The sequence below is a fragment of the Nocardia sp. NPDC058114 genome (assembly GCF_042884695.1).
GTDB lineage: Bacteria > Actinomycetota > Actinomycetes > Mycobacteriales > Mycobacteriaceae > Nocardia.
Map to the genome: position 1 here is coordinate 132878 of NZ_JBHVTK010000007.1, position 23866 is coordinate 156743.

The following is a 23866-nucleotide window of genomic DNA, read 5'->3' on the forward strand; positions in this document are numbered from 1 at the left end:
AACCGATGCGAGTCGGAACGACTCGCACCGGATTTCGTTGTCTACCAGCTCACTTCAGTTCGGAGCTGGTCTTTCCGAGCACGCGGCGAGCCACGATCAGCTGCTGGATCTGCTGGGTGCCTTCGAAGATGTCCAAGATCTTCGAGTCGCGGGCCCACTTCTCGAGCAGAGTGCGCTGGGAGTAGCCGATGGTGCCGGCCAGCTCCACCGCCTTGAGGGTGACGTCGGTGCCGGTGCGGCCCGCCTTGGCCTTGGACATCGAGGCCTCGAGGGAGTTCGGCTTCTTGTTGTCGGCCATCCAGGCGGCGCGCAGGGAGAGCAGGTAGGCCGATTCGTAGTCGGCTTCCATGCGCAGGAACTCGGCGGCCGCCGCGGACTGGTTCATCGCGGGGGTGTCGTAGGAGATCTCGACACCCGCCTCGGTGAGGACGGTACGCAGTTCCTCGAGCGCGGCGCGGGTGACGCCCACGGCCATGGCCGCCACAAGGGGGCGGGTGTTGTCGAAGGTCTGCATGACCCCGGCAAAGCCCTTCTCCACGTTGACTTCCGGCGAACCGAGGATGTTGTCGGCGGGGATGCGGCAGTCCTGCAGCAGCAGCACCGCGGTGTCGGAGGCCTTGATGCCGAGCTTGTGCTCGAGCCGCGCCACCGACAGACCCGGAGCGTCGCGGGGGACGACGAAGGACTTGATGGCGGCGCGACCCAGGCTCTTGTCGACCGAGGCCCACACCACGATGTGGGTGGCGCGCTCACCGCAGGTGACGAAGATCTTCTCGCCGTTGAGGACCCACTCGTCACCGTCGAGGGTGGCGGTGGTGGTGACGGCGGCGGAGTCGGAACCGAAGGACGGCTCGGTGATCGCCATCGCGGCCCACACCTTGCCGAAACGCGAGAGCTGCTCGTCGGTCGCGACGGCGGCGATCGCGGCGTTGCCCAGTCCCTGGTAGGGGATGGTGAGCATCAGGCCGACATCGCCCCACGAGGTCTCGAGGGCGTTGAGCAGCGCGGACATGTTGCCGCCGTTGGCATTCGCGGTCAGGTCCGCGGCGGCCTCGTCGTTACGGCCGCCCGCGGCGCCACCGATCTTCTGGGTGCCGGAGTCGGCGAGCCCTTCGATCATGGCGGCCATCGTGTCGAGCTCGACCGGGTACTCGTGCTCGGCGAGGTCGTACTTGCGGGAAATGGGACGGAAGATCTGCGAGGCGACCTGGTGGGCCTGGTTGGCGCTCGCCTTCAGCTTCTTGGGGAGTTCGAGATTGATCATGAGGGGGCTCCTGGAAGGTGAGAAACGGGCCTAGACCAGCACGATGCCTTCGGCGACACCGACGGAACGAAGGTCGCGGTACCACCGCTCGACCGGGTGTTCCTTGGTGAAGCCGTGGCCGCCGAGCAGCTGCACGCCGTCCAGGCCGATCTGCATGCCCTTGTCGGTGGCCAGCTTGCGCGCCAGCGCCGCCTCACGGGCGAACGACAGACCCTGCTCGGCGCGCGAAGCACCACGCAGGGTGACCAGGCGCAGGCCGTCGAGCTCGATCGCCATGTTGGCGACCATGAAGGCCACCGCCTGGCGGTGCGAGATCGGCTCGCCGAACGCCTCACGCTCGTTCACGTACGGGATCACGTAGTCGAGCACGGCCTGGCCGGTGCCGATGGCCAGCGAGGCCCAACCCAGGCGGGCGAGCTGCACCGCGTCGCCGTACTCGGCGGCACGGGTCTTGGCGTCGCTGTCGCCGAGGACGGCGTCGGCGCCGACGGCCACGTTGTCCAGGATCAGCCGACCCAGGCCCGCGGCGCGCAGACCCATGCTCGGGTCGGCTTCCACCGACAGCCCGGCGGTGTCGGACTCGACGATGAACAGCGCGGGGCGCCCGTCGAGCTCGGCGGCCACGACGAACAGTTCCGCGTCGGCCGCGGCCGGGACCAGGCTCTTCACACCGTTGAGCTTGTAGCCGCTGGGGGAGCGGACGGCTTTGGTCTGCAGCGCGAACGGGTCGAACAGGGCGCGCGGCTCGTTGATCACCACGGACGCCTGCGGCACACTCTCGCCGGTGAAGGCGGGCAGGTAGGTCTGCTGCTGGGCGTCGGTGCCCCACTGCGACAGCGCGACGGTGACACCGCTCGGCGCCAGGATCGGCAGCGCCAGGCCCATGTCGCCGTGCGCCAGCGCCTCGGCGACCAGGGAGTTGGTGACGGCGCCGCGCTCGGAGGCCGCGCCTTCCAGCTCCTCGGGCACGTTGATCAGGGTGATGCCGAGTTCGGCGGCGCGCTCGAGCAGGTCGCGCGGGGCCTTGGCGGCATTGTCGGCGTCGTAGGCCGCGGGACGCAGGATCTCGCCCGCGAAATCACGCACCGTCTCGACGATCATCTGCTGTTCGTCGGACGGGGTGAGATCGAAGTAGTCCTTGGTCTTGGACTCGTTGTCGACCAGACGCTTGGGCTCACCGCCGCCCGCGACCTTGGCGAACGTACGAGTGGCCGCGCCCAGGGTGCGGAACCCGGTCTTGGTGCCCTCGTAGGTGACGCGCTCGATCGGCTTGCGCAGGTTGTACTTGCCCGCGAGCTCCGACCCGGTAATGGTCGTCAAAGCGCGCATCGCGGCGCCCATCCAGTCCCGTTTGGGCTGGCTGAGGCCGACCGCGGACGTGTCGTTCGGACGTCGCTTCGTCGCGCTGTCTCGAGTGCTCATCATCACCTGATTTCCTCGGCTGTCGGGGTGCCTTCGACCCCACCATCTTACTCTTCGGTAAGTCTATCTTACTCCAGAGTAAGATGTGTGCCGACCCAAAGTGGGATTGCCGACCTCTGCGACGCTGGTCGGCGACTGGACTGGTCTTACCCCGATCAGCCGCCGTTGTCGCCGTTTCTGGCCAGACTCATGGCTGCGGTCGATCCTGATTCGTTATGTGTCATGAGACTGCCCGCCATCGCCGCGGCTACGTTTCGTCGTGGTGGGCCCGGGTGATGGCAGGGGAGTGCTACAGCCCGTGGCGGTCGAGGAATTCGGTCAGCAGTTTGCGCCACTCGTCGGGGCGCTCGACCATCACCACGTGGCCTGCCTCGATCTCGGTGTAGTCGGCGCCGGGAATCGCCGCGGCCAGTGCCCGCGAGTTCGCGGGATCGACCAGCAGGTCGGCGGTGGTGGCCACGACCAGGGTGGGCACCGCGACGGCGGCCAGGTCGGGGCTGGTGTCGACCGACTCGACCAGCGCCGCCTGTTGCCGGGTGCCGCCGGGAATCGAGGCGGCCGTCTGGCGAACGATGTCATCGATCGCGGCCACGGGCAGCGTGTTGACGAACCCGGTGGAGAAACCGGTGAGCACGACGAGACGGGCGAAGGATTCATGGTCGCCTCGATCCAGGAGGTCCTGCCAGAACCGCACGATGAGTTGGGCGCGATTGTCGGGGGAGGCCAGGCCGGCCGTCAGCAGGAGGCCGGTGACGCGGTCGGGGTGGCGGGTGGCGGCGCGCACGGCCACCGCGGTGCCGAGGGAGAATCCGATGATGGTGAAGGTCTCGACGCCCGCGTCGACGGCGGCCGACACGAGCGCGTCGGCGAGGTCGTCGAGGTTCAAGGGGGTGTCGTCGCCCGGGTAGTCCGAGGCAACCACGGTGTGACCCTCGGCGAGCGCCGGAATCACGGTGCCGAAGTTGCTCTCGATCCCGCCGCCCGCGCCGTGCGCGAGGACGATGCCGGGGCCGGTGCCATGGACGGTGGTGTGCAGGGGAATCGTGGTCATGGCGGCGACGTTAGGGATTGACATGGGTGTGAAGGTCAAGCCGACGGTGCCGGTGGTCACATGCTGATCGGCGAATTGGCACGACGCACCGGGGTCGCCACCCGGCTGCTGCGCTACTACGAGGAGCAGGGTCTGCTGCATCCACACCGCGACAGCAACGGTTACCGCAGTTATCCCGCATCGGCGGCAGCGACGGTCGCCCGGATCAGGGAACTGCTGGCTGCAGGACTGAACACCGATGACATCGCCCTGCTGATGCCGTGCGCCGAGGACGCGGGACCGGTCCAAGCCTGCGAGATGTCGGTGCGAATCATGGCCGACAGAACCGCCGAACTGGACCGGCGCATCGCAGACCTCGACCGCCAGCGATCCCAACTCGCCGCTCAACTCGGCGCCAGCCTCGCCCACGCCGGGCAGCGGCCGTCGACGGGCCTGGAGTAACCAGCACGCTCGGCGTCGGCTGCCGTCGACGCGGCGGGACCGATCGAGCCGGCCCCGCCGCGCACAAACCTTATTCGCGCACGTAGTAGCGCAGGGTCAGGTAGGCGGTGACGGCGGCGAAGACGATGCCGACAGGCGCGATCGTCAGGGCAACCACCGCGATGTCGTCGCCGGTGATGCGCGGGAACACATTGCTGTCGAACAGCGGCCCCAGCGCCCGGTCGATCACCAGCGGCCGGGCGATCACCAGGCCGAGGATCGCGAGTACCGAACCGACGAAGGCGGCCGCGACCGCTTCGAGCAGGAACGGTAGCTGGGTGTACCAGCGGGTCGCTCCCACCAGGCGCATGATGCCGACTTCCGTGCGCCGCGTGAACGCGGCGATCTGCACCATGTTCAGCACCAGCAGCATCGCGGCCAGCGCCATCACCAGCGCCAAACCGAACGCGGCGTTGCGTAGTCCGTCGAACAGGCTGGTCAGCCGGTCGACGAACTCCTTGTCGTTGGCCACGATCCGCACACCCGGCCGCGTCGCGAAGCCGTCGTAGATGTGCTGATACTGGTCGGCGTCGGTCATCTTCACCCGCAACGAGGCAGGCAGCGGCGAGTCGGAGATGTACTGCACCATTTCCGGCTGATCAGCGAACAGCTTCTTCGCCTCCTCCAGCGCGTCGGCGCGGTTGAGGAACTGCACGCTCTCCACACCCGAGGTCTGCTTGAGGTCGGCCAGCAGCGACTTGCACGGGTCGGCGGCGCAGTCGGGATCGGTGTCGGAGACCGCGTCGTCGAGATAGAAGCGCACCTCGAGGCGGCCGATGAAGAAGTTCTCGGTCTTGTCGGCCATCCGCACCGACAGCATGCCGCCGCCGAGCATCATCAGTGACACGGCCGTGGTCAGGATCATCGCGATGGTCATCGTGAGATTGCGGCGCAGGCCGTCGACGACCTCGGTGAACAGGAAACTCAGTCGCATTATCGACCCACCCCGTAGACGCCGGTCGCTTCGTCGCGCACGAGTCTGCCGTGGTCGAGTTCCACCACCCGCCTTCGCATGGCGTCGACGATGTGATTGTCGTGGGTGGCCATCAGCACCGTGGTGCCGACGCGATTGATCCGTTCCAGCAGCGCCATGATGTCGGCGCTGGTGTCGGGGTCGAGGTTGCCGGTCGGCTCGTCGGCGAGCAGGACCAGCGGCCGGTTGACGAACGCGCGCGCGATCGCGACCCGCTGCTGCTCACCACCGGACAGCTCCGACGGCAACCGCTGCCCCTTGCCGCCGAGACCGACCATGTCGAGCACCTCGGGCACCGTCCGGTCGATGAACTGGCGCCGCTTGCCGATCACCTCCAGCGCGAACGCGACGTTCTGTTCCACGGTCTTCTGCTGCAACAGCCGGAAGTCCTGGAACACGCAGCCGATCCGCTGCCGCAACTTGGGCACCTTCCGGCCGGGCAAGCGGTCGACGCGGAAATCCGCGACCCGGATCTCGCCCGATGTCGGCGCCTCTTCCTTGAGCAGGAGTCGCATGAAGGTCGACTTGCCCGAACCGGACGGGCCGATGATGAAGACGAACTCGCCTTTTTCCACATCGACGGAAACGTTGTCCAGCGCCGGTCGCGTCGAGGTCTCGTACGACTTGGTCACGTTGCGCATGGTGATCACGGGGAGCCAGTGTAACCAGCGAACCAACCGCCTCAGCGGGACGCGGCGCGTCGATCAGGGTTGGGGGTCGGCATTCACCCAGGTCGGTACGGCGTTGAGGAACGTCGTCGGGCCCTCGGCGGCGGTATCGGTGGGTTTGACGAACAGGTACACGACAAACGTCGACAGCCACGCCGCCATCAGGATCGCTGTGGACTTACGTGGTTTCACTGATTCCCTCCTTACGCAGGGCCGCGGCGACGCGCACGCGCAGTTCGCGACCCACTTCGAATTGTTTGCCTGGCAATGTGCGGGCAACCATCCGGATGTTCATCACGTCGAGCGAGAGATCTTCGACACCCATCACCGACGGCTCGTCGAGCAGCAGCGGTTTGAGGCGGCGATCCTCGTAGGCCTTGGTGCACACCGCGTGCAGGATCTCGTTGATCTTGGTGATATCGGCCTGCGCGGAGACCGGGACGTCGATCGCGGCGCGCGCCCAATCCTTGGACAGATTGGTGACTTTCACGATCTGCCCGTTGGGGACGATGATCACCTCGCCGTCGGAGTTGCGCAGCGTGGTGATGCGCAGCGTCACGTCCTCGACGGTGCCCTCGGCCGGGTCGGCGGAACCGGTGACCGAGATCTGCACCACGTCACCGAAGCCGTATTGGCGCTCGGTGATCAGGAAGAACCCGGCCAGAATGTCCTGGACGATGCGCTGCGCGCCGAAACCGAGCGCGGCACCGAGCACCGCCGCGGGCGCGACCAGTCCCGTCACCGCGAAGCCCAGCCTGCGCAACACCTCCATGCCGACCAGCACGTACACGATGGTCAGCACCACCCACGTGACCACCTGCGCCAGCGCGTGACGGTGCTTGGCCGCCTCGGTGCGGACCAGGGCGTCACTGGTCTGGAAACCCGAGTCGATCTTGGTGGTCACCCGGTCGCGCAGGAACGCGGCGAACCGGCCGAACAGCATCGCGCCGACGATCAGCAGGACGATTTCCAGCCCACTGGAACGCATCCAGTCGCTGATCTCGGGTCCGCTGTTGGCCGCGAGGACGTCGGTCATCGCGTCTCCTTCATGGACCTGCACAGGCACAGTTTCGGTTCGGTCGAACGCACACCAGAAAGGTTACAGGTCGGTCACGGCGTGCGGTCAAACGTGCTGAAGCGCACGGTTTGTGAGCGAACAGCTGGCTACGCGTCGTCCTGATCGCGCATACGCCAACGGATTCCGGACTCGATGAAACCGTCGATGTCGCCGTCGAGGACCGCGGTCGGATTGTTGACTTCGTGGTTGGTGCGCAGGTCCTTGACCATCTGGTACGGGTGCAGCACGTAGGAACGCATCTGGTTGCCCCACGAGGCGCCCTCGTTGGTCTTGAGCGCGTCCATCGTGGCGCGCTCCTCCTGGCGCTTGCGCTCGAGCAGCTTGGCCTGCAGCACGCGCATGGCCGAGATCTTGTTCTGCAGCTGCGACTTCTCGTTCTGGCAGGTCACGACGATGCCGGTGGGGATGTGGGTCAGGCGCACCGCGGAGTCGGTGGTGTTGACCGACTGGCCGCCGGGGCCCGACGAGCGGTACACGTCGACCCGGATCTCGCCCTCGGGAATCTCGATGTGGTCGGTCGTCTCCACCACGGGCAGGACCTCGACCTCGGCGAAGGAGGTCTGGCGACGGCCCTGGTTGTCGAACGGGCTGATCCGGACCAGGCGATGCGTGCCCATCTCCACCGACAGCGTGCCGTAGGCGTAGGGCGCCTTCACCGCGAAGGTGGCGCTCTTGAGGCCGGCCTCTTCGGCGTAGGAGGTGTCGTAGACCTCGACGGGGAACTTGTGCCGCTCGGCCCAGCGGATGTACATGCGCATCAGCATCATCGCCCAGTCGGCGGCGTCGACGCCGCCGGCGCCGGAACGGATGTTGACCAGCGCGTCACGCTTGTCGTACTCGCCCGAGAGCAGGGTGCGCACTTCCATCGCCTCGACGTCCACGCGCAGTGCGGCGCGCTCGGCATCGGCGTCGGCGGTGGCTTCGGCGGCGGCCGCGTCTTCTTCGGCCTCGGCCAGTTCGTAGAGCACCGGCAGGTCCTCGAGCCGCTGGCGCAGATCCTCGACCCGGCGCAATTCGCTCTGCGCGTGCGAGAGCTCACTGGTCACCTGCTGGGCGTGCTCCTGGTTGTTCCACAGCTCGGGATCGGCGGCCTGGTGCTCGAGTTCATCGATACGGCGGCGTAGTTCCTCGACATCGAGGACCGACTCGACCGTCTTGAGCGTGGTGTCGAGTTCTGCGAGGTCGGCGATAACGTCAGGATGCACGATGTCCTAGGCTACCGGTCCCGTCCGACACAGTGCCTATTCGGTCAGCTTGCGATGGACCGCAAGCCCCCTGGGCGGCGTCCGACCAGCTGGTCGAGGGCGTTCGCGCTGGCCTCGTCGGCCGGGAGCAGGACGTAGAGCGACTGGTCGTCGTCGATGGACAGATCCAGCGATTCGTAGGCCAGCCGCAGCGTGCCCGCTTCGGGATGATCGAGGCGGTTGATCCCGCCGGACGGCGGCAATCCGGGCAGCGTCGCGAGGCGATCGGTGAAGACGCCGCCCGCCGTCACGGTGAGTTCGTCGACCAGGGCGGCGACCATCGGATCGGCGCGGAACGGGCCCTGCTTGAGCGAAGCGACCAGCTTGTCGGCAGCCGAGTCCCACTCCGGGTACAGCTCGCGGGCGCCGGGGTGGGTGAACACGAAACGGGCGACGTTGGCGGGCTCGCCCTGCTCGAACAGCCCCGCGGGCGCCATCAACTTCCGGTAGCCCTCGGTGCAGGCCAGGATCTCGGTGAAGCGGTTGGTGATCGCGGCGGGAGCGGGTTCCAGCTGGGCGAGAATCGCCAGGATCGTCGGACGCACCGTGCGATTGGGACCGTTCTCGGCAGCGCCGCAACTGAACCCGGACGCGCCTTTGCTGAGTTGATGCAGGTGGACGCGTTCGCGAGGACTCAGCCGCAACGTCTCGGCCAGCGCGGACAACACCTGGGCGGAGGGATGGCTGTCGCGGCCCTGCTCGAGCCGGATCAGATATTCCACACTGACGCCCGCCAGCAGCGCGACCTCGGCGCGACGCAGACCCGGCGTGCGCCTGCGTTGTCCGGCGGGCAGCCCGACCTCGGCGGGGGAGACCGCTTCGCGGCGGGTCCGCAGGAACAGCCCGAGTTCGTTGTCGCTCACCTCGTCGACGGTACCCAGCTCGGCGCATCGGAGAGTGGCCGTGCCACTACCACTCTCAGCGTGGTCTCCCTGCGACGCTCGCGGTCCGCGAGATTTGGTCGTACCGGCTGATCGAGCCGGTACGACGAACAGGAGAACATCGTGTCCACGCTGAAGCTCGCGATCATCATCGGCAGTGTCCGTGACGGACGATTCGGCCCCGTTGTCGCGAACTGGTTCGCCCAGCAGGTCGACGACCGCTTCGAGGTCGACATCATCGACCTCGCCGACACCACCCTGCCCGCCCTGCCCGCCGTGCCGCCCGCCCTCGACCCCGACCCGGTCCGCCCCGCCGGCATGCGCGACCTCACCGGCCGCTTGGCCGCGGCCGACGCCTACGTCATCGTCACCCCCGACTACAACCGCAGCTACCCGGCCGCCCTCAAAGCCGCCATCGACTGGCACTTCACCCAGTGGGACGCCAAGGCGATCGGCTTCGTCGGTTACAGCGGCGGCTCCGGCGGACTCCTGGCCATCGAACACCTGCGCCAAGTGTTCAACGAACTCAACGCCCACACCGTGCGCAACTACGTCTCGTTCCCGCGCTACTACATGCTCTTCGACGAGACCGGCCAACTCCACGACCCGCAGGAACCAGAAGCCGCCGCCACGGCCCTCCTCGACCAGTTGCACTGGTGGACAAGTGCTCTGGTCGCAGCGAAAACAGCCCAGGTCGTGGCCTGACCAGGCGGCTTTCGCGCGTTCTCGGACACCCGGCCGGAGCCGCTGAGCCGGGGCGGGGAACGGCAGCGATGTTCACCGCGCCGCGAACTCGAGCGCGCCGGCTCGGCGAATACACTCCCACCGTGGCTGCCTACTCCGCTGACCTGGACCTTGCCCTGCGACTGGCCGACCAGGCCGACGCCATCTCCCACGAGCGCTTCGGCGCTGTCGACCTCAAAGTCGACTCGAAACCGGACCTCACCCCGGTCTCGGACGCCGATCTCGCGGTAGAACAGCTGATCCGGCGCGTACTCGCCGACGAACGCCCCGCCGACGCCGTGCTCGGCGAGGAGTTCGGCGGCGACGCCGAGTTCAGCGGCAGGCAGTGGGTGGTCGACCCGATCGACGGCACCAAGAACTTCGTCCGGGGCGTACCGGTGTGGGCCAGCCTGATCTCCCTGCTGGAGGACGGTGTCCCGGTGGTCGGCGTGGTGAGCGCGCCCGCGCTGGGCAGGCGCTGGTGGGCCGCCGCCGGTTCGGGCGCATGGGTGCAGGTCCACCCCGGAGCGCCCAAGCCGATCTCGGTATCCGCGGTCGCCGACCTCGACGCCGCGAGCCTGGCCTTCTCCAGTCTGTCCGGCTGGCACGAGCGCGGTCTGCGCGAGAAGTTCATCGACCTCACCGACGCCGTCTGGCGAGTCCGCGGTTACGGCGACTTCTTCAACTATTGCCTGGTCGCGGAGGGTGCGGTCGATATCGCCGCCGAGCCGGAGGTCTCCCTGTGGGACCTGGCCGCTCTCGACATCCTGGTCCGCGAGGCGGGTGGCGCGTTCACCTCCCTGGACGGACGCTCCGGTCCGCACGGCGGCGACGCTGTGGCTTCCAACGGCCTGCTCCACGACGAGGTCCTCGGCCGTTTGCGCGGGTGAATCGAAGTTATCCACAGGTGCGCAACTTCGGCATCCGCCGCCGTCGGCTCCGGTCGACGGGCTGCGCGACCGGCGCTCGCTCGTAGGATGGCCCGGTGAGCAATTCCGGCGCCACAGCCCCCGATGTCGACGACTTCCCGCCCGAGGACTTCCCACCCGACGACGCGTACCCGTCCGACGGCGGGTACGTCTCCGAACACGATTTCGCCGACACCGGCGACTTCCACTTCGACGATCTCGCCCCGGCCACCCCGGGCCGGGTCGCGGCTCCCGATCGCGCTGAGACAGCCGACGAGGTATTACGCCGCGTCTTCGGCTACGACAGCTTCCGCGGTGACCAGGCGGCCATCGTCGAACAGGTCGTCGGCGGTGGCGACGCGCTGGTACTGATGCCGACCGGTGGCGGCAAATCCCTCTGCTACCAGGTGCCCTCGCTGGTCCGCGAGGGTGTCGGCGTTGTGGTCTCACCGCTGATCGCCCTCATGCAGGACCAGGTCGACGCGCTGAGCGCCCTCGGCGTGCGGGCCGGATTCCTCAACTCCACCCAGTCGCCGGATCAGCGGCGGACGGTGGAGGCACAGTTCGTCTCGGGCGATCTGGACCTGCTCTATCTGGCGCCGGAACGCCTACGGCTGGAAGCCACGCTGCGCCTGCTCGACCGCGGCAAGATCGCCCTGTTCGCCATCGACGAGGCGCACTGCGTCTCCCAGTGGGGCCACGACTTCCGGCCCGACTACCTCGCGCTGTCGCTGGTGCACGAACGCTGGCCCGATGTCCCGCGCATCGCGCTCACCGCGACCGCCACCGAGAAGACCGCCGCCGAGATCGTCGAACGCCTGGATCTCGGCGCCGCGAAACAGTTCATCTCCAGCTTCGACCGGCCCAACATCCAATACCGGATCGAATCGAAGAACCGCGCCGACCGTCAGCTGCTCGACTTCATCCGCGCCGAGCACCCCGGCGACGCGGGCATCGTCTACACCCTCTCGCGCAATTCGGTGGAGAAGACCGCGGCCATGCTCAACGAGAACGGCATTCGCGCGGTGCCCTATCACGCGGGCCTGGATTTCCGGACCCGTGCCGAGAACCAGTCCAGATTCCTGCGCGAGGACGGCCTGATCGTCGTCGCCACCATCGCTTTCGGTATGGGTATCGACAAACCCGACGTGCGATTCGTGGCTCACCTCGACCTGCCGAAATCGGTCGAGGGCTACTACCAGGAGACCGGCCGCGCGGGCCGCGACGGCCTGCCGTCTACGGCCTGGATGGTCTACGGCCTCAATGATGTTGTGCAGCAACGCAAGATGATCGACTCCAGCGAGGGTGACGCGGCCCATCGCCGACAGCTGCAACTGCACCTCGACGCCATGCTCGCCCTGTGCGAGACCGTCGGCTGCCGTCGCGCGCGGCTGCTCAACTATTTCGGTCAGACCGGTGGCGCCTGCGGCAACTGCGATGTGTGCCTGAATCCGCCCGAAACCTGGGACGGCACGGTGCCCGCGCAGAAGCTGCTGTCCACGGTGCTGCGGCTCAAACGCGAACGCGGACAATCGTTCGGCGCGGGCCACCTCGTCGACATCCTGCTCGGCAAGACCAACCAGAAGATCACCCAGCATCGGCACAACGAGCTCTCGGTGTTCGGCATCGGCACCGATCTGCGCGATACCGAATGGCGCGGGGTGGTGCGGCAGCTGCTCGCGGGCGGCCTGCTGGCGGTACAGGGTGAATACGGTGTCCTGGCACTGACCGACGAGAGCAACGAGGTGCTGTTCGAGGGCAGGAAGGTGCCGATGCGGCGCGAGCCCGAACGCGCCGCCCGCCCCGCGCGCAGCGCGAAATCGGCCAAGGCGACCGCCGACCTGCCCGCCGCCGACGTCGGAGTGTTCGAGCGCCTGCGGGCCTGGCGTGCCGCGACGGCGAAGGAACAGGGCGTGCCCGCCTACGTGGTGTTCCACGACGCCACCCTGCGCGAGATCGCCGCGCGCAAACCCGCCGACCTCGCCGCCCTCGGCACCGTCGCCGGCGTCGGCGAGAACAAATTGGCTCGCTATGGCGAGGGGGTGCTGACCACGCTGGCCGGGGAGTAGCGGTGCACCCGCGGCTCCTCGCCCAGCAGGGCATACACGCGCGGCGGCGAGGAACCCGCACCGAATCGGACGACACCGAGTTACTGTCGAGTCATGGCGAACGGTGAAGGCTCGGACGACGATACGTCGGGCAGCAGCCCGAGTGCGGGAGCCGATACCCCGACACCCCCGATGCCGCACCGCCACATCGATCCGGTCGTCGCGCCGTCCCTGCTCGGCGTTCACCACGGCGTGATCCACCGCGGCAGGCCACGCTGGTCGACCCTCGCGCTGATCGCCATCTTCACCGCTGCCTTGGTCCTCTACCTCGTACTGAGCCCAGGCTGACGTTCCGTCCGCACCGCCCGATCGGCCGCGTTCGACAATTTCCCACACGCCGCTGTCGGATCCGGTGCTGTGTCACAGACGGTCGTGTTCCGGCGATCGCCCTCGCTGCCCGCCGATCGATCGCGTGCTCGCCAATTCGTCGTATGCCCCGACGTCCGATTCCGGAAATTTTGCGATGCCACGCACCAGCGGTGGCCGACATGCGCATGTGAGTTGTCGTAGGCGCAGGTCAAAGGGATACCTGACGTCGACGACCCGGCGCACCGTTGCCGAGCGGGACCGATCACGGAGATCGGCCCGAGCTCGAGGAGGCGACGGCAATGGTGCGGTGGACTTGGGGCAAGCGTGTGGTGTGCGCGGCGATAGCGGTCACGGGATTGGCCTGTGTGCCGGTACCCGCCGGTGCCGACTTTCCGGCCCCGCCCGGTCTCGACTTCGCGCGGGCGCTGGGCACACCGACCCTGCCCGGCATCTACGGCCCCGACACCGCCGTCGTGGTCCTCGGTTACGGCCTGACCCCGGAGGGGACGATGCGCGAGGAACTCGTGCGACGACTGCGCGCGGGCCTGGCCCAAGCCGTCTTCGCGCCGTGGTCGCCGATCATCGTCACCGGCGGCAACCCGCAAGCCGGTCTGTCCGAAGCCGACGCCATGGCCGAGTGGCTGGTCGGCGCCGGCATCGACGAGAGCCGGGTCCTGCGCGAATCCGAGGCCGACTCGACGGTGGCCAACGCTCGCAACACCGCGGCCATGCTCGCCGACAGGGGCTTGCGCTCGGTCGTTCTCGTCACCTCCGAGGACCACATCGCCCGGGCCAGAGGCGCTTTCGCTGACGCGGGCGTGCTGGTTGTCGGCGACCTCACGCCCGACCGCGCTCAGTGGGATTCGGTGCCACTGCACGTCGGCAGCTTCGGCCCCGCACCGCTGTGACCGATCATCGCCGCACGTCGGCAGTGTGATGAGTAGTCGCGGAAATCTCGGCAATAACCCCGAGAACCCACTCCTCGCCTCGTAGCGTCGACCCATGACGCTCCACCTGTCCGACAGCGACATCCTCGCCGAGCTCGAGCCGACGGCCGAAGCCAATCTCAACGACCACCTGTCCAAGGCCAAGATGTGGCACCCCCACGACTACGTGCCGTGGGACGAGGGCCGCAACTTCGCGGCCATGGGCGGCGACGACTGGGACCCCGAGCAGTCGCGGCTGAGCGAGGTCGCCAAGGCGGCGATGATCACCAACCTGCTCACCGAGGACAACCTGCCCTCCTACCACCGCGAACTCGCCGACACCTTCGGCTTCGACAACGCCTGGGGCACCTGGGTCGGCCGGTGGACCGCCGAGGAGAACCGCCACGGCATCGTCCTGCGTGACTACCTCGTCGTGACCCGTGCGGTCGACCCGGTCGCGCTCGAAGAGGCCAGGATGTCGCACATGACCGCGGGCATCGCCAAGCCGGAGAAGGGTTCGCAGTTCCTCAAGGGCGTCGCCTACGTCACGTTGCAGGAGCTCGCGACCAGAATCAGCCATCGCAACACCGGCGCCCTGTGCGACGACCCGGTCGCCGATCGCATGCTGGCCCGGATCGCCGCCGACGAGAACCTGCACATGATCTTCTACCGCAAGCTCTGCGCGGCGGCTCTCGACCTCACCCCCGACGAGGCCATGCGGGCCATCACCGACGTGATCCTGCGTTTCCAGATGCCCGGCCTCAACCAGCCCAACTTCCGCCGCAACGCGGTGCTGCTCGCCAAGCACGGCGTGTACGACCTGCGCCAGCACCTCGATGTCGTCCTGCGCCCGACCCTGCGGATCTGGCGAATCTTCGAGCGCACCGATTTCGGCCCCGAAGGCGAGATCGCCCGCGACGAGCTGCACACCTACCTGCTCGACCTCGAGGTCAAGGCGGCTCGTTTCGAGGAGCAGCGCGACCGCGCACTGGCCAGGGCAGCCGCCAGGGTCTGAGTCGGCCATGGAATAAAGGGCTGGCGCCGTCACTTACAGTTGACCGTTATGAAGGAAAAGGGGCGCAAGGTCATCGCGACCAACCGCCGGGCGCGGCACAACTACACGATCCTCGACGTCTATGAGGCGGGGATCGCGCTGGTCGGCACCGAGGTGAAGAGCCTGCGTGAGGGCAAGGCTTCGCTGGTCGACGCCTTCGCGACCGTCGACCACGGCGAGGTCTGGTTGCGCGGGCTGCACATCCCGGAGTTCAGCCACGGCACCTGGACCAATCATTCCCCGCGCCGCACCCGCAAGCTGCTGCTGCACAAGCGTGAGATCGAGCACCTGGTCGGCAAGTCGCGCGAGGGCAACCAGACGCTGGTGCCGCTGTCGATGTACTTCTCCGACGGCAAGGTGAAGGTGGAGCTCGCCCTCGCCAAGGGCAAGCAGGACTACGACAAGCGTCAGGATCTGGCCCGCAAGCAGGCCGAGCGTGAGGTCACCCGTGAAATAGGTCGGCGGGTCAAAGGCATGCGTTGATCTCCGTGGTGCTCGCCCTCGTCGCGGCGGCGGGCTACGGAGTCAGCGACTTCTTCGGCGGGATCGCCGCGCGCAGGGTCACGGCGCTGCGTGTGGTTGTGGTGTCGTATCCGTTTTCCGTGCTGCTGGTCTTGCTGATCGCGCCACTGGTGGGCGGGCATGCCGACACCGCGTCCGTGCTGTGGGGCCTGGCCGCCGGTGTGGCCAGTGGCCTGGCGGTGTGGTGGTTCTACGCCGCGCTCGCCGACGGTCCCATGTCGGTGGTGTCGCCGCTGACCGCGGTGCTGGTCGCGGGCATCCCGGTGATCGCCGGGTTCTTTCTCGGCGAACGGCCCGGCGCGATCGCGATCGCGGGCATCGCCGTCGCCCTGGTCGCGGTGGTGCTCGTGAGCCGGGAGGCACCCGACGAAACCACCGAGGAGATCACCGGCGGCAGGCAACTGCGTTTCACCCGCCGGGTCGCGCTCCTCACGATCGGGTCGGGTGCCGCGTTCGGTTTCGCGTTCTACTTCCTGCACGAAACCAGTGCGAGCGCGGGACTGTGGCCCCTGCTCGCCCAGCGGGTGGCGGCAACCGCGGTCGTGTGGACATCGGCGCTGGCGGCAGGCGAATTCCGCGGACTGCACGGTGAACCACTGCGCCTGGCACTGGCGGTCGGCGTGCTCGATGTGATCGCCAATGCCGCGCTGCTCTACGCCTTCCACGGCGCGATGCTGTCGGTGGTGAGCGTGATCGGCTCGCTGTATCCGGCGGCGACCGTGTTGCTGGCGATGGTCCTGCTCGGCGAGCGCATCAGCGCCACCCAGAAGGTCGGTATGGTGCTCGCGCTCACGGCGGTCGCCATGATCGCCGCGAGCTGATTCCCTACAACCGGGTGCAGGGCTCGTGCAGGTTGAGTCGACCCAGCGTCTTGCCCTGGTAGCCGACACTCACCGCTCTGGCGCCCATCGGCGCCTCCCGGTCCGGTTCGAACACCGCCGACCACTCCGTCTCCAGATCCGGTTCGGCCGCCCCCGCCGGATGGATCACGACCATGCCCTCACCGTCGGGTTTCATCGCGCCGACGCTGCGGCGCAGGCCGGCGCGGGTGAGTTCGCCGTTCGCCGCCGCGGCGGTGAGCAGGGCTTTGAGTGGATAGGTGATCGCCCAGCCCAGCGAATAGCCGAAGTTGGCCGGTTCGCCGGTGATCGCGTCGCGGGCGTGCTTGGCGCCCACGCTGTCGCCGGCCCAGCTGTCGACCGGGGTCGTGTAGTTGTAGAGCGCGGTCAGCGCCGGCGCGGCCGCCGATTGCAGCAGTGCCGCGTTCCAGGTGGGTAGCGAGCCGAGGAATCGCCCGGTGAAACCCGACTTCACCAGCTTGCCCACGATCTCCGCGGTCTCGGCGGGTCCGGTGGCCAGCATCACCAGGTCCGGCGCGGCGGCCAGGATCTCCGCCACGGGACCGTCCTGGTTGCCGACCTCGGCATTGGGTCCGGTGTCGATGCGATCGGCGATGGTGGCGTCGTTGGCCAGCGCCCACTTCAGCGCGCCGCTGGCGTAGTCGCCGCCGTAGTTGCCGCGATAGGCGACCACGGCGATATTGCGCGGCGCGTAATGGGTTTCGGCGAACCAGTCGAGGCCGGTCACCGCTTCGGTGCAGTAGGAGTAGCCCGCGCTGAGCACCAGATTGCGGTCGGCGCTGCGATAGTTCCAGCCCGACCACTGGGTGGCCGCGGTGCTCACCATGTCGTCGGCGTCCATCTGGTTCAGCATCGCGACGGTTTGCGCGGTCCCGAAACTCATCGACAACGCGAGCACGTTCGGCTCGATCTCCTCGTACGCGCTGCGATGGGTGCGCGGATCGTAGGAGGTGTTGCGGGTGTAGGTGCTGATGTCGATGTCGTAGCCGCCGATGCCGCCCGCCGCGTTCACCTGCTTCCAGAACGCCATCTGACCGTCGTTCATCGAGGCACCGAGCGGGGTGAACGGCCCGTTCGCCAGATCCGAGAGCACCCCGAGATAGATGCAGCCGTTATCGGTGTTCGGCGAACCGGGACAGGGCGTGCTGGTGACGCCCGGCGCGGCGGTGGACTCGCCCGACGAGCAGGCCGCGGCCAGCACGAGACTCGCAACAGCCGGGATCGCCGCGAATCGGCGCAGTCCACGGTGACTGGTGAATGCCATGAGATAACTCCTTGCTCCAGTCGCCCAGGACATTTGACCGTTCCGGGGCGGCCGAACGAGAACAGTACCCGTCACCACCGGCAGCCCCACCCGGATTCGCCGAGGCCATCTGGTGGGGTTCGCTACAAGATCACTCCGGCGACACCGCGAGCTGGCAGAAATAATGGGAAGATCTCACGTCGCGCCGGTGTTAATATGACTAGCCCGCACGGTGCGGGCACGTACGGGGCTGAACGGTTTCGACTGCGTACGTTGATTCAGGGGAAGCGTGTCGGTGCAGGCAAGAGACCACCGTAAGCGTCGCTGCAACCAATTAAGCGCCGATTCCAATCAGCGCGAGTACGCCCTCGCTGCCTAAGTAGCCAGGTCGTCTCTGTCAGTCCGGGTTCGTCCCTCGACCCGGGTACTGGCATCAGCTAGAGGGAATTACCGTTCGGCTCGGTCGCGGAGTCGGATGGGACATCTAACAGCGACTGGGATCGTCATCCAGGCTTGTTCGCGAGACTTGGAGATCCGAGCAGAGACACAGCGAACTGCACACGGAGAAGCCCTGAAGACGCGGCGGAGGACCCGGGTTCGATTCCCGGCAGCTCCACCAAAGAGTCTCTGGCCTGTAACGCAGGTCAGGGACTTTTTTTATGCGCTGAGTACGGGCAGATTCAGCCTGCTGCCCACAGTTTGCCCACATCCTGCGGCAGCAAGTCTCCCCAGTACCACGGCGAGAATCACGCACTCGGCTGTCTGGATCAGCTCATCGAAGTAGAACGTTAAGGATCGGTAGGACAACGGCTGTTATCCACGGTGACGATGACGCCCCTGATACTGAGTGCTCAGGGTATCGGCGCACACACGCTTCGGGTGGCCGAACAAGACCTATGTTCACTGGTCGCGCTTTGGCCACACGGCTGCGACGAACACGATGGCTGGTAGGCCGATCACGATCGCCCACCCGATCACGATCACGTGTCCGCCTGGCATCCGGCCGGGAAGTACTGCCGGGGGCGGCGGTCGTAGGTTTCTGCGGCGCTCAACCATGCGGCGACGGCGTCCACGTCACCCACAACAACCACTCTCCAAGCCGAGGCGAGTTGCCAGCCTTCCGGGGTGGATGTGATGGTCATCGACCGGCGTGCGGCGCGTTCGGTCAGGTCGGCAAGCTGGGCCTTCGTCTGGCTGGTCATGAGGGCTGCTTGTTCGTCGGCCACGCCTCGAGCGCTGCGAGCAGTCGCCCGATCACGCTCGGTGGCGCAACGTTGATCGGGTGCGGGCGTTCGGTTCTGGGTGTCCACTGCGGGAGCATCGCGGCCTCCTGGTGCGCTTCGGGATTCACTCCCGGCGGGACTCTTAGTTCAAACCCGCCGGGAGCGTTGGAGCTGACGGTATGGGTTTGTACAACCGCCTGGACAGGAACTTTCTTGAACTTGCTCCAACTGGTCTGAACAGGCGACAACCTGTGTGACACGGTGGGACGATGTGGGAGTACGGGAAAGCTCGCGCAAGTTCTCACCAGGGGGTAGCGATATGCGCCTAACGTTCCTCGGCAACGGCGGCAGCGACTCGGGCGGCTGCCCGACACTGTTCGCCACCGACAGCGGCACCTACGCGGTGCAGGGATGGCAGACGGACTCACCGGAAACCGTCGAAATCCCGCACTTGCTCCTAGGTTTCGCCCAACCAGATACCTACGTCGGGGTACCGATGGCCGACAGCGGTAGGGGCACGTTCACCCTGACCGGCCGACCGATTACCGACCCGGAAACGCTCGCACAGATGAACCTCGCCGCCGACGAGTCGGCTATCGAGGTCCCCAAGCTCGAAAGGACCTTTTACGGTGCGCTATCGGCCCAACGACGAGCCTGACCTGTGGCCCGGACTGTTCCGGGAAACCAAGCGGTCAGCGTTCCATTTCGAGTGCCGAGACACCTATTTCGTCGCCGACGAGGACGAACGTCTGCGTGCGTTCCTCGCTGGTGAGCCAGCGCCCTACACCGCGACACCGTGGCAGGCGCTTATGCGGGAAACGACCGAACGCGGCGTGAGCGTGAGCCGTGTCCGGGTGGTCACCACACCGCTGTCGGACTATCAGCGATGGTTGCTGTCGGTCACCGGCCACAACGTCGAAGCGGGCGAAAACATCCGGTACGTGCCACGTCACGACGCCGGAGAGATCCCGCCGGATGATGCGTGGCTGTTCGATGACGAGCGGGTCGTCTACAACCTGACCGACGAACGCGGAGCCCCGGCAGGCTTGGCGGTCACCACCGACTCGGCCGTAGTCGATCATTTCGTCGCGACTCGTGACCGGCTGTGGAACGTGGCTGTTCCGTTCGGAGAGTTCGCCGGGTGACCAATCCCGCAGACGCGCGGGAAGCTCTCGGGGCCAGGCTCCGGGAGCTTCGCCGTACAGCAGGCATTACTGGCCGCGCCCTGGCTGACCTCGCCGGTTGGGGCGAGGCGAAGGTCTCGAAGATCGAGAACGGCCGACAGACACCGTCATCCGACGACCTACGCGCCTATTGCGCCCACACCGGCACCCTCGACCAACTCGCCGATCTGCTGGCGACCCTGCACAACCTCGAGACCGCGTACACCGAGTGGCGCAAGGTCCTGGGCACCGGCACCCACCGGCAGCAGAAGGCGAACATCCGCCTAGCCGAGTCGACCGAGATGATCCGGATCTTCCAACCGCAGATCATCCCCGGCATTTTGCAAACAGCGGATTACGCGACCGCCGTTCTTCGCCGCTACGTCGAGTTTCATCGGACTCCCGACGACGTAGACCAGGGTGTCGCCGCACGGATCGAACGCCAACAGCTCTTGTACTCGGGTCGGCGGAAGTTCCACATCCTCATCGCCGAACAGGCGCTGCACACCACGGTCGGCGACGACGCGGTCATGGTCGGACAACTGGACCGCCTGCTTGCTGTCGCGGGCTTGTCCAGGGTTCTGCTGGGCATCATCCCCGCGACAGCCGAGATGCCGATCCAGGCAACGAACTTCGTCCTGTTCGATCAGCGACTCGCCACGGTCGAAGCGATCACGGCGGAACTGCGGGTGACCCAGCCCCGCGAGATCCTGATCTACCTTCGCGCGTTCGACGCGCTCGCCCGCCAGGCCGCCACGGGGGACCATGCCCGGTTGCTCATCCGCCGGGCGATGGAAGCACGGCTGTGAAGCCACCCCGATCGGAAAGCAACCGCAGGTCAGAAAGTTGGCGGATGTGTGACGCGGCGAAGGGGCCCGGGTTTGATTTCCGGTAGCTCCACTAGAGGCCCCCACCTGACAACAGGTGGGGGTCCTTTTCGTGTCCGCTCAGCGGGACCATCAGTACATCCTATTCTGAATACAGATTCTGATGTATCGTCTGAGGTATGGAATCCACGGTGCAGACCGACGCGCTGTCCCGATTCGGCTACGCCCTCTCGGACTCGACCAGAACCAAGATCCTGCTGAGTCTGCGGAAGGAACCCGGCTACCCGTCGGAGCTGGCCGAAGCGATCGGTGTCTCGCGGCAGATTCTGTCCAATCACTTGGCCTGCCTGCGTGGATGTGGTTTGGTCGTCGCGGTTCCCGAGGGGCGGCGCAGCCGGTATGAGCTGGCGGATCCGCGGATCGGGCGGGCGTTGGACGATCTGGTCGGCCTGGTGCTCGCCGTTGATCCAGCCTGCTGCCCGGCGGCGGAATCGGAGGGCTGCTGCTGATGGAGTCGATCGGGATGCCCGCGCTGATCGCGCCGAGTTCGGTGCGCGAGGCGGTGCTGACGACGCGGATTCGGTGGTTGGTCGCGGCGACTATCAGCTACAACGTGGTCGAGGCGATCGTCGCGCTGAGCGAAGGCGCGCGGGTGTCCTCGTCCGCGCTGATCGGGTTCGGTCTCGACTCGGTGATCGAGGTGTCCTCAGCGGCCGCGGTGGCGTGGCAGTTCGCCGGGCGCGATCCGCAGGCGCGGGAGAAGGTGGCGCTGCGGGTCATCGCGTTCTCGTTCTTCGCCTTGGCCGGCTATGTCGCTGTCGACGCCGTCCGTTCGCTGCTCGGGGTCGGTGAGGCACGGCATTCGACGGTCGGGATCGGGCTGGCGGCCGCGAGTCTGGTGATCATGCCGGTGTTGTCCGCCGCGCAGCGGAGGGCGGGGCGCGAGCTCGGGTCCGCCTCCGCCGTGGCCGATTCCAAGCAAACCCTGCTGTGCACCTATCTCTCGGCCGTGTTGCTGGTCGGCCTGCTGCTCAACAGCCTGTTCGGCTGGTCGTGGGCTGATCCGCTCGCGGCGCTGGTGATCGCGGTGATCGCGGTCAACGAAGGAATCAACGCCTGGAAGGGCGAAACCTGCTGCGCGACGATGTCCACCGATGTCGGTCACCGCGGCTGCTGTGACAACGACGATCGAGGGAACCCATGATGATGGCGATCTGCGCACTGGTTCTGTACCTGGTTTTCGGCCTGCTCGGCTTCGGCTGGCGCAGTTGGCGTCAGTATCAGGCCACGGGTTCGACCGGTTTCCACGGCATCAGCGGACGGCCCGGCTCGATCGAATGGCTCGCCGGCGTCGGTTTCGTCGCCGCGATCGTGGTCGGCACGGCATCGTCGGTGCTGCAGCTGGCCGGTGTCGTAGCCCCGATCGCGGCGCTGTCCGCGATGCCGATTCAGACGGCCGGATTCGTGCTCGCCGTCGCGGGTATCGCGGCAACGCTGTACGCGCAGATCGAGATGGGCGAATCGTGGCGCATCGGAGTCGATCCCGGTGAGACGACGAGGTTGGTCGACACCGGGGTGTTCGGTCTGGTTCGCAACCCGATCTTCACCGCGATGCTCGTCTTCGCGGGCGGCGTCACGCTGATCATCCCGAACGCTGTCGCGATCGTCGCGTTCGCACTGTTGCTGGTGACGATCGAGCTGCAGGTACGGGCGGTCGAAGAGCCCTATCTGACGCGGGTCCACGGCGCGAACTACCGTGCCTACCTCGCGGCGACGGGACGGTTCGTCCCCGGCCTCGGACGGGCTCCACTCTGATCCGGTAGACCCTGGTGACGGGTGGTGCGGGTGGGCCACGTAGAACTGAGCGAATGACGCGGTATGCATACGACTCGGGGGCGGGAACGCTGGTCGCCACCTGGGGGACCGGTCGCGGTGACGTCGCCGAGACGATCGCCGAGGTGCCAGGCGCCGAGCACGGCGTGGAGCTGGCCGCGGCGTTGGCGAGTCTGGCGCGGTTCCAGTGGCGGACCTACACCCATCCGGCGACCGCCGCCGGTGATCCCGATGTCGTGAACGGGGAAGCGTGGCGGCGGGCGGAGGAGCGCAATCGCTTCGCGAAGGTCGAAGCCGCGCTGCGCACCCCCAATCTGCCCGACGACGACGGATGCATGCTGGTCTTCTACAGCCCCATCGAGGAATCCGCGCACCATGTGGGCCGTGTGCTCCATGCGATCGGTGACGCGAGCCTGGTCGACCGGGTGGTGAACGAGGTGCTCACCGAGCAGGCGGCGATCACGGCCGCGGAACTGGGCGATCTGGCAGGTCGAGCCAGGCAGGCCGTCGAACTCACCCGCCCGGAGATCTCCCCGGTGCAGGTGCACGCGGCGGACACCCTGCTCCGGGCCAATCCCTTGGGCACGATCGACCTGTTCACCGAACTGGACCCCGCCGCCGCCTCGGTCGCCGCGGCGCACTGGCTGCGGGCCGCGGCGACGGTGGCAGGCGAGGTCACGGGCCTCGAGCCGGTGGACGTGGTCGCCGAGGCGGACGACATCGAAGCACTCCAGGTCGAGACGCCGACCGTGGTCCTGGAACGCCTCGGCGCGGGGGAGACGCCCACCCAGGTGGTGGTCGACCTCATCGCCGATGCCATCGCCGTCTCCGAGGGCAAGGTCCGCGACCTGGACGGCATCATCGAAGCCGCGCAGGAAATCGAGGAACGTGACGACGAGGACGACGATCTCGACGACTGGACCGACGGCTACCGCATCTGCCGCCTCGACCCCACTCGCCCCGCCATCGATCTGCTCGAGGACCTACTGGGCGCCATCCGGGGCTGCTGGCTGGTTTTCAGCGAAGCCGACAGCGGCGCCGTCTTCGAGAACGCTGTCCGAACCGAAGCTGACGCAGATACCTCCCGCTTGCAGTAGCTCCCACTC

Annotated in this window: 27 protein-coding genes and 1 other RNA gene; 17 read left to right on the forward strand and 11 right to left on the reverse strand. The window is 67.2% G+C overall.

The annotated features are described in order from the left end of the window. Positions 1 to 49 precede the first annotated feature (49 nt). From ACFVVI_RS24940 to ACFVVI_RS24950, 3 genes are all read right to left on the reverse strand, one after another. The gene (locus ACFVVI_RS24940) at positions 50 to 1264 is read right to left on the reverse strand and encodes an acyl-CoA dehydrogenase family protein (RefSeq protein WP_378651825.1); all 1215 of its coding nucleotides are present in this window, start codon (positions 1262 to 1264) and stop codon (positions 50 to 52) included. 30 nt (positions 1265 to 1294) lie between these two features. Continuing rightward, positions 1295 to 2692 (reverse strand): acyl-CoA dehydrogenase family protein, encoded by a 1398-nt coding sequence (locus tag ACFVVI_RS24945; RefSeq protein ID WP_378632930.1) that lies wholly within the window; start codon positions 2690 to 2692, stop codon positions 1295 to 1297. 283 nt (positions 2693 to 2975) lie between these two features. Beyond that, the gene (locus ACFVVI_RS24950) at positions 2976 to 3737 is read right to left on the reverse strand and encodes an alpha/beta fold hydrolase (RefSeq protein WP_387447106.1); all 762 of its coding nucleotides are present in this window, start codon (positions 3735 to 3737) and stop codon (positions 2976 to 2978) included. A gap of 60 nt (positions 3738 to 3797) precedes the next feature. Here ACFVVI_RS24950 and ACFVVI_RS24955 point away from each other — a divergent pair, with 60 nt between their 5' ends. Continuing rightward, entirely contained in the window at positions 3798 to 4178 is a 381-nt protein-coding gene (locus ACFVVI_RS24955; protein WP_379312850.1) for a MerR family transcriptional regulator, read from the forward strand. A gap of 70 nt (positions 4179 to 4248) precedes the next feature. Here the strand turns inward: ACFVVI_RS24955 and ftsX are convergent, their stop codons facing one another. From ftsX to ACFVVI_RS24985, 6 genes are all read right to left on the reverse strand, one after another. Beyond that, on the reverse strand, positions 4249 to 5151 hold the full coding sequence (gene ftsX / locus ACFVVI_RS24960; RefSeq protein WP_378991377.1) for a permease-like cell division protein FtsX: 903 nt from the start codon (positions 5149 to 5151) through the stop codon (positions 4249 to 4251). Further along, positions 5151 to 5840 carry a cell division ATP-binding protein FtsE gene (ftsE, locus tag ACFVVI_RS24965; RefSeq protein ID WP_378632943.1) on the reverse strand — a complete coding sequence of 230 codons (690 nt, stop codon included), beginning with the start codon at positions 5838 to 5840 and terminating at the stop codon, positions 5151 to 5153. The genes ftsX and ftsE overlap by 1 nt, the downstream gene beginning before the upstream one ends. Positions 5841 to 5894: 54 nt before the next feature. After that, positions 5895 to 6050 (reverse strand): hypothetical protein, encoded by a 156-nt coding sequence (locus ACFVVI_RS24970; RefSeq protein ID WP_378632946.1) that lies wholly within the window; start codon positions 6048 to 6050, stop codon positions 5895 to 5897. After that, a complete protein-coding gene (locus ACFVVI_RS24975) occupies positions 6037 to 6894 on the reverse strand; it encodes a mechanosensitive ion channel family protein (RefSeq protein WP_378991378.1) in 858 nt (285 codons plus the stop codon). Before ACFVVI_RS24975 ends, ACFVVI_RS24970 begins: the two co-directional genes overlap by 14 nt. Positions 6895 to 7022: 128 nt before the next feature. Continuing rightward, entirely contained in the window at positions 7023 to 8141 is a 1119-nt protein-coding gene (gene prfB / locus ACFVVI_RS24980; protein ID WP_056812604.1) for a peptide chain release factor 2, read from the reverse strand. 44 nt (positions 8142 to 8185) lie between these two features. Beyond that, on the reverse strand, positions 8186 to 9043 hold the full coding sequence (locus ACFVVI_RS24985; RefSeq protein ID WP_387447110.1) for a helix-turn-helix transcriptional regulator: 858 nt from the start codon (positions 9041 to 9043) through the stop codon (positions 8186 to 8188). A 141-nt stretch (positions 9044 to 9184) separates the two neighbouring features. Between ACFVVI_RS24985 and ACFVVI_RS24990 the strand changes: the two genes are divergently transcribed. The 8 genes from ACFVVI_RS24990 to ACFVVI_RS25025 all read left to right on the forward strand — a co-directional run bounded on the left by ACFVVI_RS24990 (position 9185) and on the right by ACFVVI_RS25025 (position 16432). Further along, positions 9185 to 9766, forward strand: a complete 582-nt coding sequence (locus ACFVVI_RS24990; RefSeq protein ID WP_387447111.1) for an NADPH-dependent FMN reductase — start codon at positions 9185 to 9187, stop codon at positions 9764 to 9766. Positions 9767 to 9888: 122 nt separating this feature from the next. Then, positions 9889 to 10674 (forward strand): histidinol-phosphatase, encoded by a 786-nt coding sequence (hisN, locus tag ACFVVI_RS24995; protein WP_378991382.1) that lies wholly within the window; start codon positions 9889 to 9891, stop codon positions 10672 to 10674. A gap of 95 nt (positions 10675 to 10769) precedes the next feature. Next, a complete protein-coding gene (recQ, locus tag ACFVVI_RS25000; RefSeq protein ID WP_378991383.1) occupies positions 10770 to 12761 on the forward strand; it encodes a DNA helicase RecQ in 1992 nt (663 codons plus the stop codon). Positions 12762 to 12854: 93 nt separating this feature from the next. Beyond that, positions 12855 to 13088: a hypothetical protein gene (locus ACFVVI_RS25005; protein WP_378991385.1), complete on the forward strand. Its 234-nt coding sequence runs from the start codon at positions 12855 to 12857 to the stop codon at positions 13086 to 13088. 320 nt (positions 13089 to 13408) lie between these two features. Continuing rightward, entirely contained in the window at positions 13409 to 14017 is a 609-nt protein-coding gene (locus ACFVVI_RS25010; RefSeq protein WP_378991387.1) for a YdcF family protein, read from the forward strand. A 94-nt stretch (positions 14018 to 14111) separates the two neighbouring features. Then, positions 14112 to 15050 (forward strand): acyl-ACP desaturase, encoded by a 939-nt coding sequence (locus ACFVVI_RS25015; RefSeq protein WP_378651804.1) that lies wholly within the window; start codon positions 14112 to 14114, stop codon positions 15048 to 15050. Positions 15051 to 15098: 48 nt separating this feature from the next. Beyond that, entirely contained in the window at positions 15099 to 15572 is a 474-nt protein-coding gene (gene smpB, locus ACFVVI_RS25020) for an SsrA-binding protein SmpB (RefSeq protein ID WP_378920812.1), read from the forward strand. After that, entirely contained in the window at positions 15569 to 16432 is an 864-nt protein-coding gene (locus tag ACFVVI_RS25025) for an EamA family transporter (protein WP_378991389.1), read from the forward strand. Before smpB ends, ACFVVI_RS25025 begins: the two co-directional genes overlap by 4 nt. A 4-nt stretch (positions 16433 to 16436) precedes the next feature. Here the strand turns inward: ACFVVI_RS25025 and ACFVVI_RS25030 are convergent, their stop codons facing one another. Beyond that, positions 16437 to 17735 carry an ABC transporter substrate-binding protein gene (locus tag ACFVVI_RS25030; RefSeq protein WP_378991390.1) on the reverse strand — a complete coding sequence of 433 codons (1299 nt, stop codon included), beginning with the start codon at positions 17733 to 17735 and terminating at the stop codon, positions 16437 to 16439. 225 nt (positions 17736 to 17960) lie between these two features. Between ACFVVI_RS25030 and ssrA the strand changes: the two genes are divergently transcribed. Further along, positions 17961 to 18333, forward strand: a transfer-messenger RNA (tmRNA) gene (ssrA, locus tag ACFVVI_RS25035). A gap of 361 nt (positions 18334 to 18694) precedes the next feature. On the opposite strand, the gene ACFVVI_RS25040 is transcribed toward ssrA, so the two are convergent. Continuing rightward, complete coding sequence (locus ACFVVI_RS25040; RefSeq protein ID WP_387447114.1) at positions 18695 to 18916, reverse strand: hypothetical protein; 222 nt, start codon at positions 18914 to 18916, stop codon at positions 18695 to 18697. Between the two features lie 340 nt (positions 18917 to 19256). On the opposite strand from ACFVVI_RS25040, the gene ACFVVI_RS25045 reads away from it, so the two are divergent. From ACFVVI_RS25045 to ACFVVI_RS25075, 7 genes are all read left to right on the forward strand, one after another. Next, positions 19257 to 19595, forward strand: a complete 339-nt coding sequence (locus ACFVVI_RS25045; RefSeq protein ID WP_378632983.1) for a hypothetical protein — start codon at positions 19257 to 19259, stop codon at positions 19593 to 19595. After that, positions 19567 to 20082 carry a DUF6879 family protein gene (locus ACFVVI_RS25050; protein ID WP_387447116.1) on the forward strand — a complete coding sequence of 172 codons (516 nt, stop codon included), beginning with the start codon at positions 19567 to 19569 and terminating at the stop codon, positions 20080 to 20082. The genes ACFVVI_RS25045 and ACFVVI_RS25050 overlap by 29 nt, the downstream gene beginning before the upstream one ends. Then, a complete protein-coding gene (locus ACFVVI_RS25055; RefSeq protein ID WP_387447117.1) occupies positions 20079 to 20909 on the forward strand; it encodes a helix-turn-helix domain-containing protein in 831 nt (276 codons plus the stop codon). Before ACFVVI_RS25050 ends, ACFVVI_RS25055 begins: the two co-directional genes overlap by 4 nt. Positions 20910 to 21106: 197 nt before the next feature. After that, entirely contained in the window at positions 21107 to 21436 is a 330-nt protein-coding gene (locus ACFVVI_RS25060) for an ArsR/SmtB family transcription factor (protein ID WP_378991392.1), read from the forward strand. Beyond that, positions 21436 to 22131, forward strand: a complete 696-nt coding sequence (locus tag ACFVVI_RS25065) for a cation transporter (RefSeq protein WP_387447119.1) — start codon at positions 21436 to 21438, stop codon at positions 22129 to 22131. The genes ACFVVI_RS25060 and ACFVVI_RS25065 overlap by 1 nt, the downstream gene beginning before the upstream one ends. 2 nt (positions 22132 to 22133) lie before the next feature. Next, entirely contained in the window at positions 22134 to 22742 is a 609-nt protein-coding gene (locus ACFVVI_RS25070) for a methyltransferase family protein (RefSeq protein ID WP_387447121.1), read from the forward strand. 53 nt (positions 22743 to 22795) lie between these two features. Beyond that, the gene (locus ACFVVI_RS25075; RefSeq protein WP_387447123.1) at positions 22796 to 23857 is read left to right on the forward strand and encodes a hypothetical protein; all 1062 of its coding nucleotides are present in this window, start codon (positions 22796 to 22798) and stop codon (positions 23855 to 23857) included. The last annotated feature ends 9 nt before the right edge of the window (positions 23858 to 23866 follow it).

Excerpts from the sequence above, each read along its gene's own strand:
- ACFVVI_RS24955 (WP_379312850.1), top strand. The coding sequence starts at position 3,798 with ATGCTGATCGGCGAATTGGCACGACGCACCGGGGTCGCCACCCGGCTG.
- ACFVVI_RS25060 (WP_378991392.1), top strand. The coding sequence starts at position 21,107 with ATGGAATCCACGGTGCAGACCGACGCGCTGTCCCGATTCGGCTACGCC.
- ACFVVI_RS25010 (WP_378991387.1), top strand. The coding sequence starts at position 13,409 with ATGGTGCGGTGGACTTGGGGCAAGCGTGTGGTGTGCGCGGCGATAGCG.
- ACFVVI_RS24940 (WP_378651825.1), bottom strand. The coding sequence starts at position 1,264 with ATGATCAATCTCGAACTCCCCAAGAAGCTGAAGGCGAGCGCCAACCAG.
- smpB (WP_378920812.1), top strand. The coding sequence starts at position 15,099 with ATGAAGGAAAAGGGGCGCAAGGTCATCGCGACCAACCGCCGGGCGCGG.
- ACFVVI_RS25015 (WP_378651804.1), top strand. The coding sequence starts at position 14,112 with ATGACGCTCCACCTGTCCGACAGCGACATCCTCGCCGAGCTCGAGCCG.
- ACFVVI_RS25005 (WP_378991385.1), top strand. The coding sequence starts at position 12,855 with ATGGCGAACGGTGAAGGCTCGGACGACGATACGTCGGGCAGCAGCCCG.
- ACFVVI_RS25040 (WP_387447114.1), bottom strand. The coding sequence starts at position 18,916 with ATGACCAGCCAGACGAAGGCCCAGCTTGCCGACCTGACCGAACGCGCC.
- ACFVVI_RS25030 (WP_378991390.1), bottom strand. The coding sequence starts at position 17,735 with ATGGCATTCACCAGTCACCGTGGACTGCGCCGATTCGCGGCGATCCCG.
- ftsX (WP_378991377.1), bottom strand. The coding sequence starts at position 5,151 with ATGCGACTGAGTTTCCTGTTCACCGAGGTCGTCGACGGCCTGCGCCGC.
- ACFVVI_RS25065 (WP_387447119.1), top strand. The coding sequence starts at position 21,436 with ATGGAGTCGATCGGGATGCCCGCGCTGATCGCGCCGAGTTCGGTGCGC.
- ACFVVI_RS25075 (WP_387447123.1), top strand. The coding sequence starts at position 22,796 with ATGACGCGGTATGCATACGACTCGGGGGCGGGAACGCTGGTCGCCACC.
- ACFVVI_RS24975 (WP_378991378.1), bottom strand. The coding sequence starts at position 6,894 with ATGACCGACGTCCTCGCGGCCAACAGCGGACCCGAGATCAGCGACTGG.
- ACFVVI_RS24950 (WP_387447106.1), bottom strand. The coding sequence starts at position 3,737 with ATGACCACGATTCCCCTGCACACCACCGTCCATGGCACCGGCCCCGGC.
- ACFVVI_RS25070 (WP_387447121.1), top strand. The coding sequence starts at position 22,134 with ATGGCGATCTGCGCACTGGTTCTGTACCTGGTTTTCGGCCTGCTCGGC.
- ACFVVI_RS25045 (WP_378632983.1), top strand. The coding sequence starts at position 19,257 with ATGCGCCTAACGTTCCTCGGCAACGGCGGCAGCGACTCGGGCGGCTGC.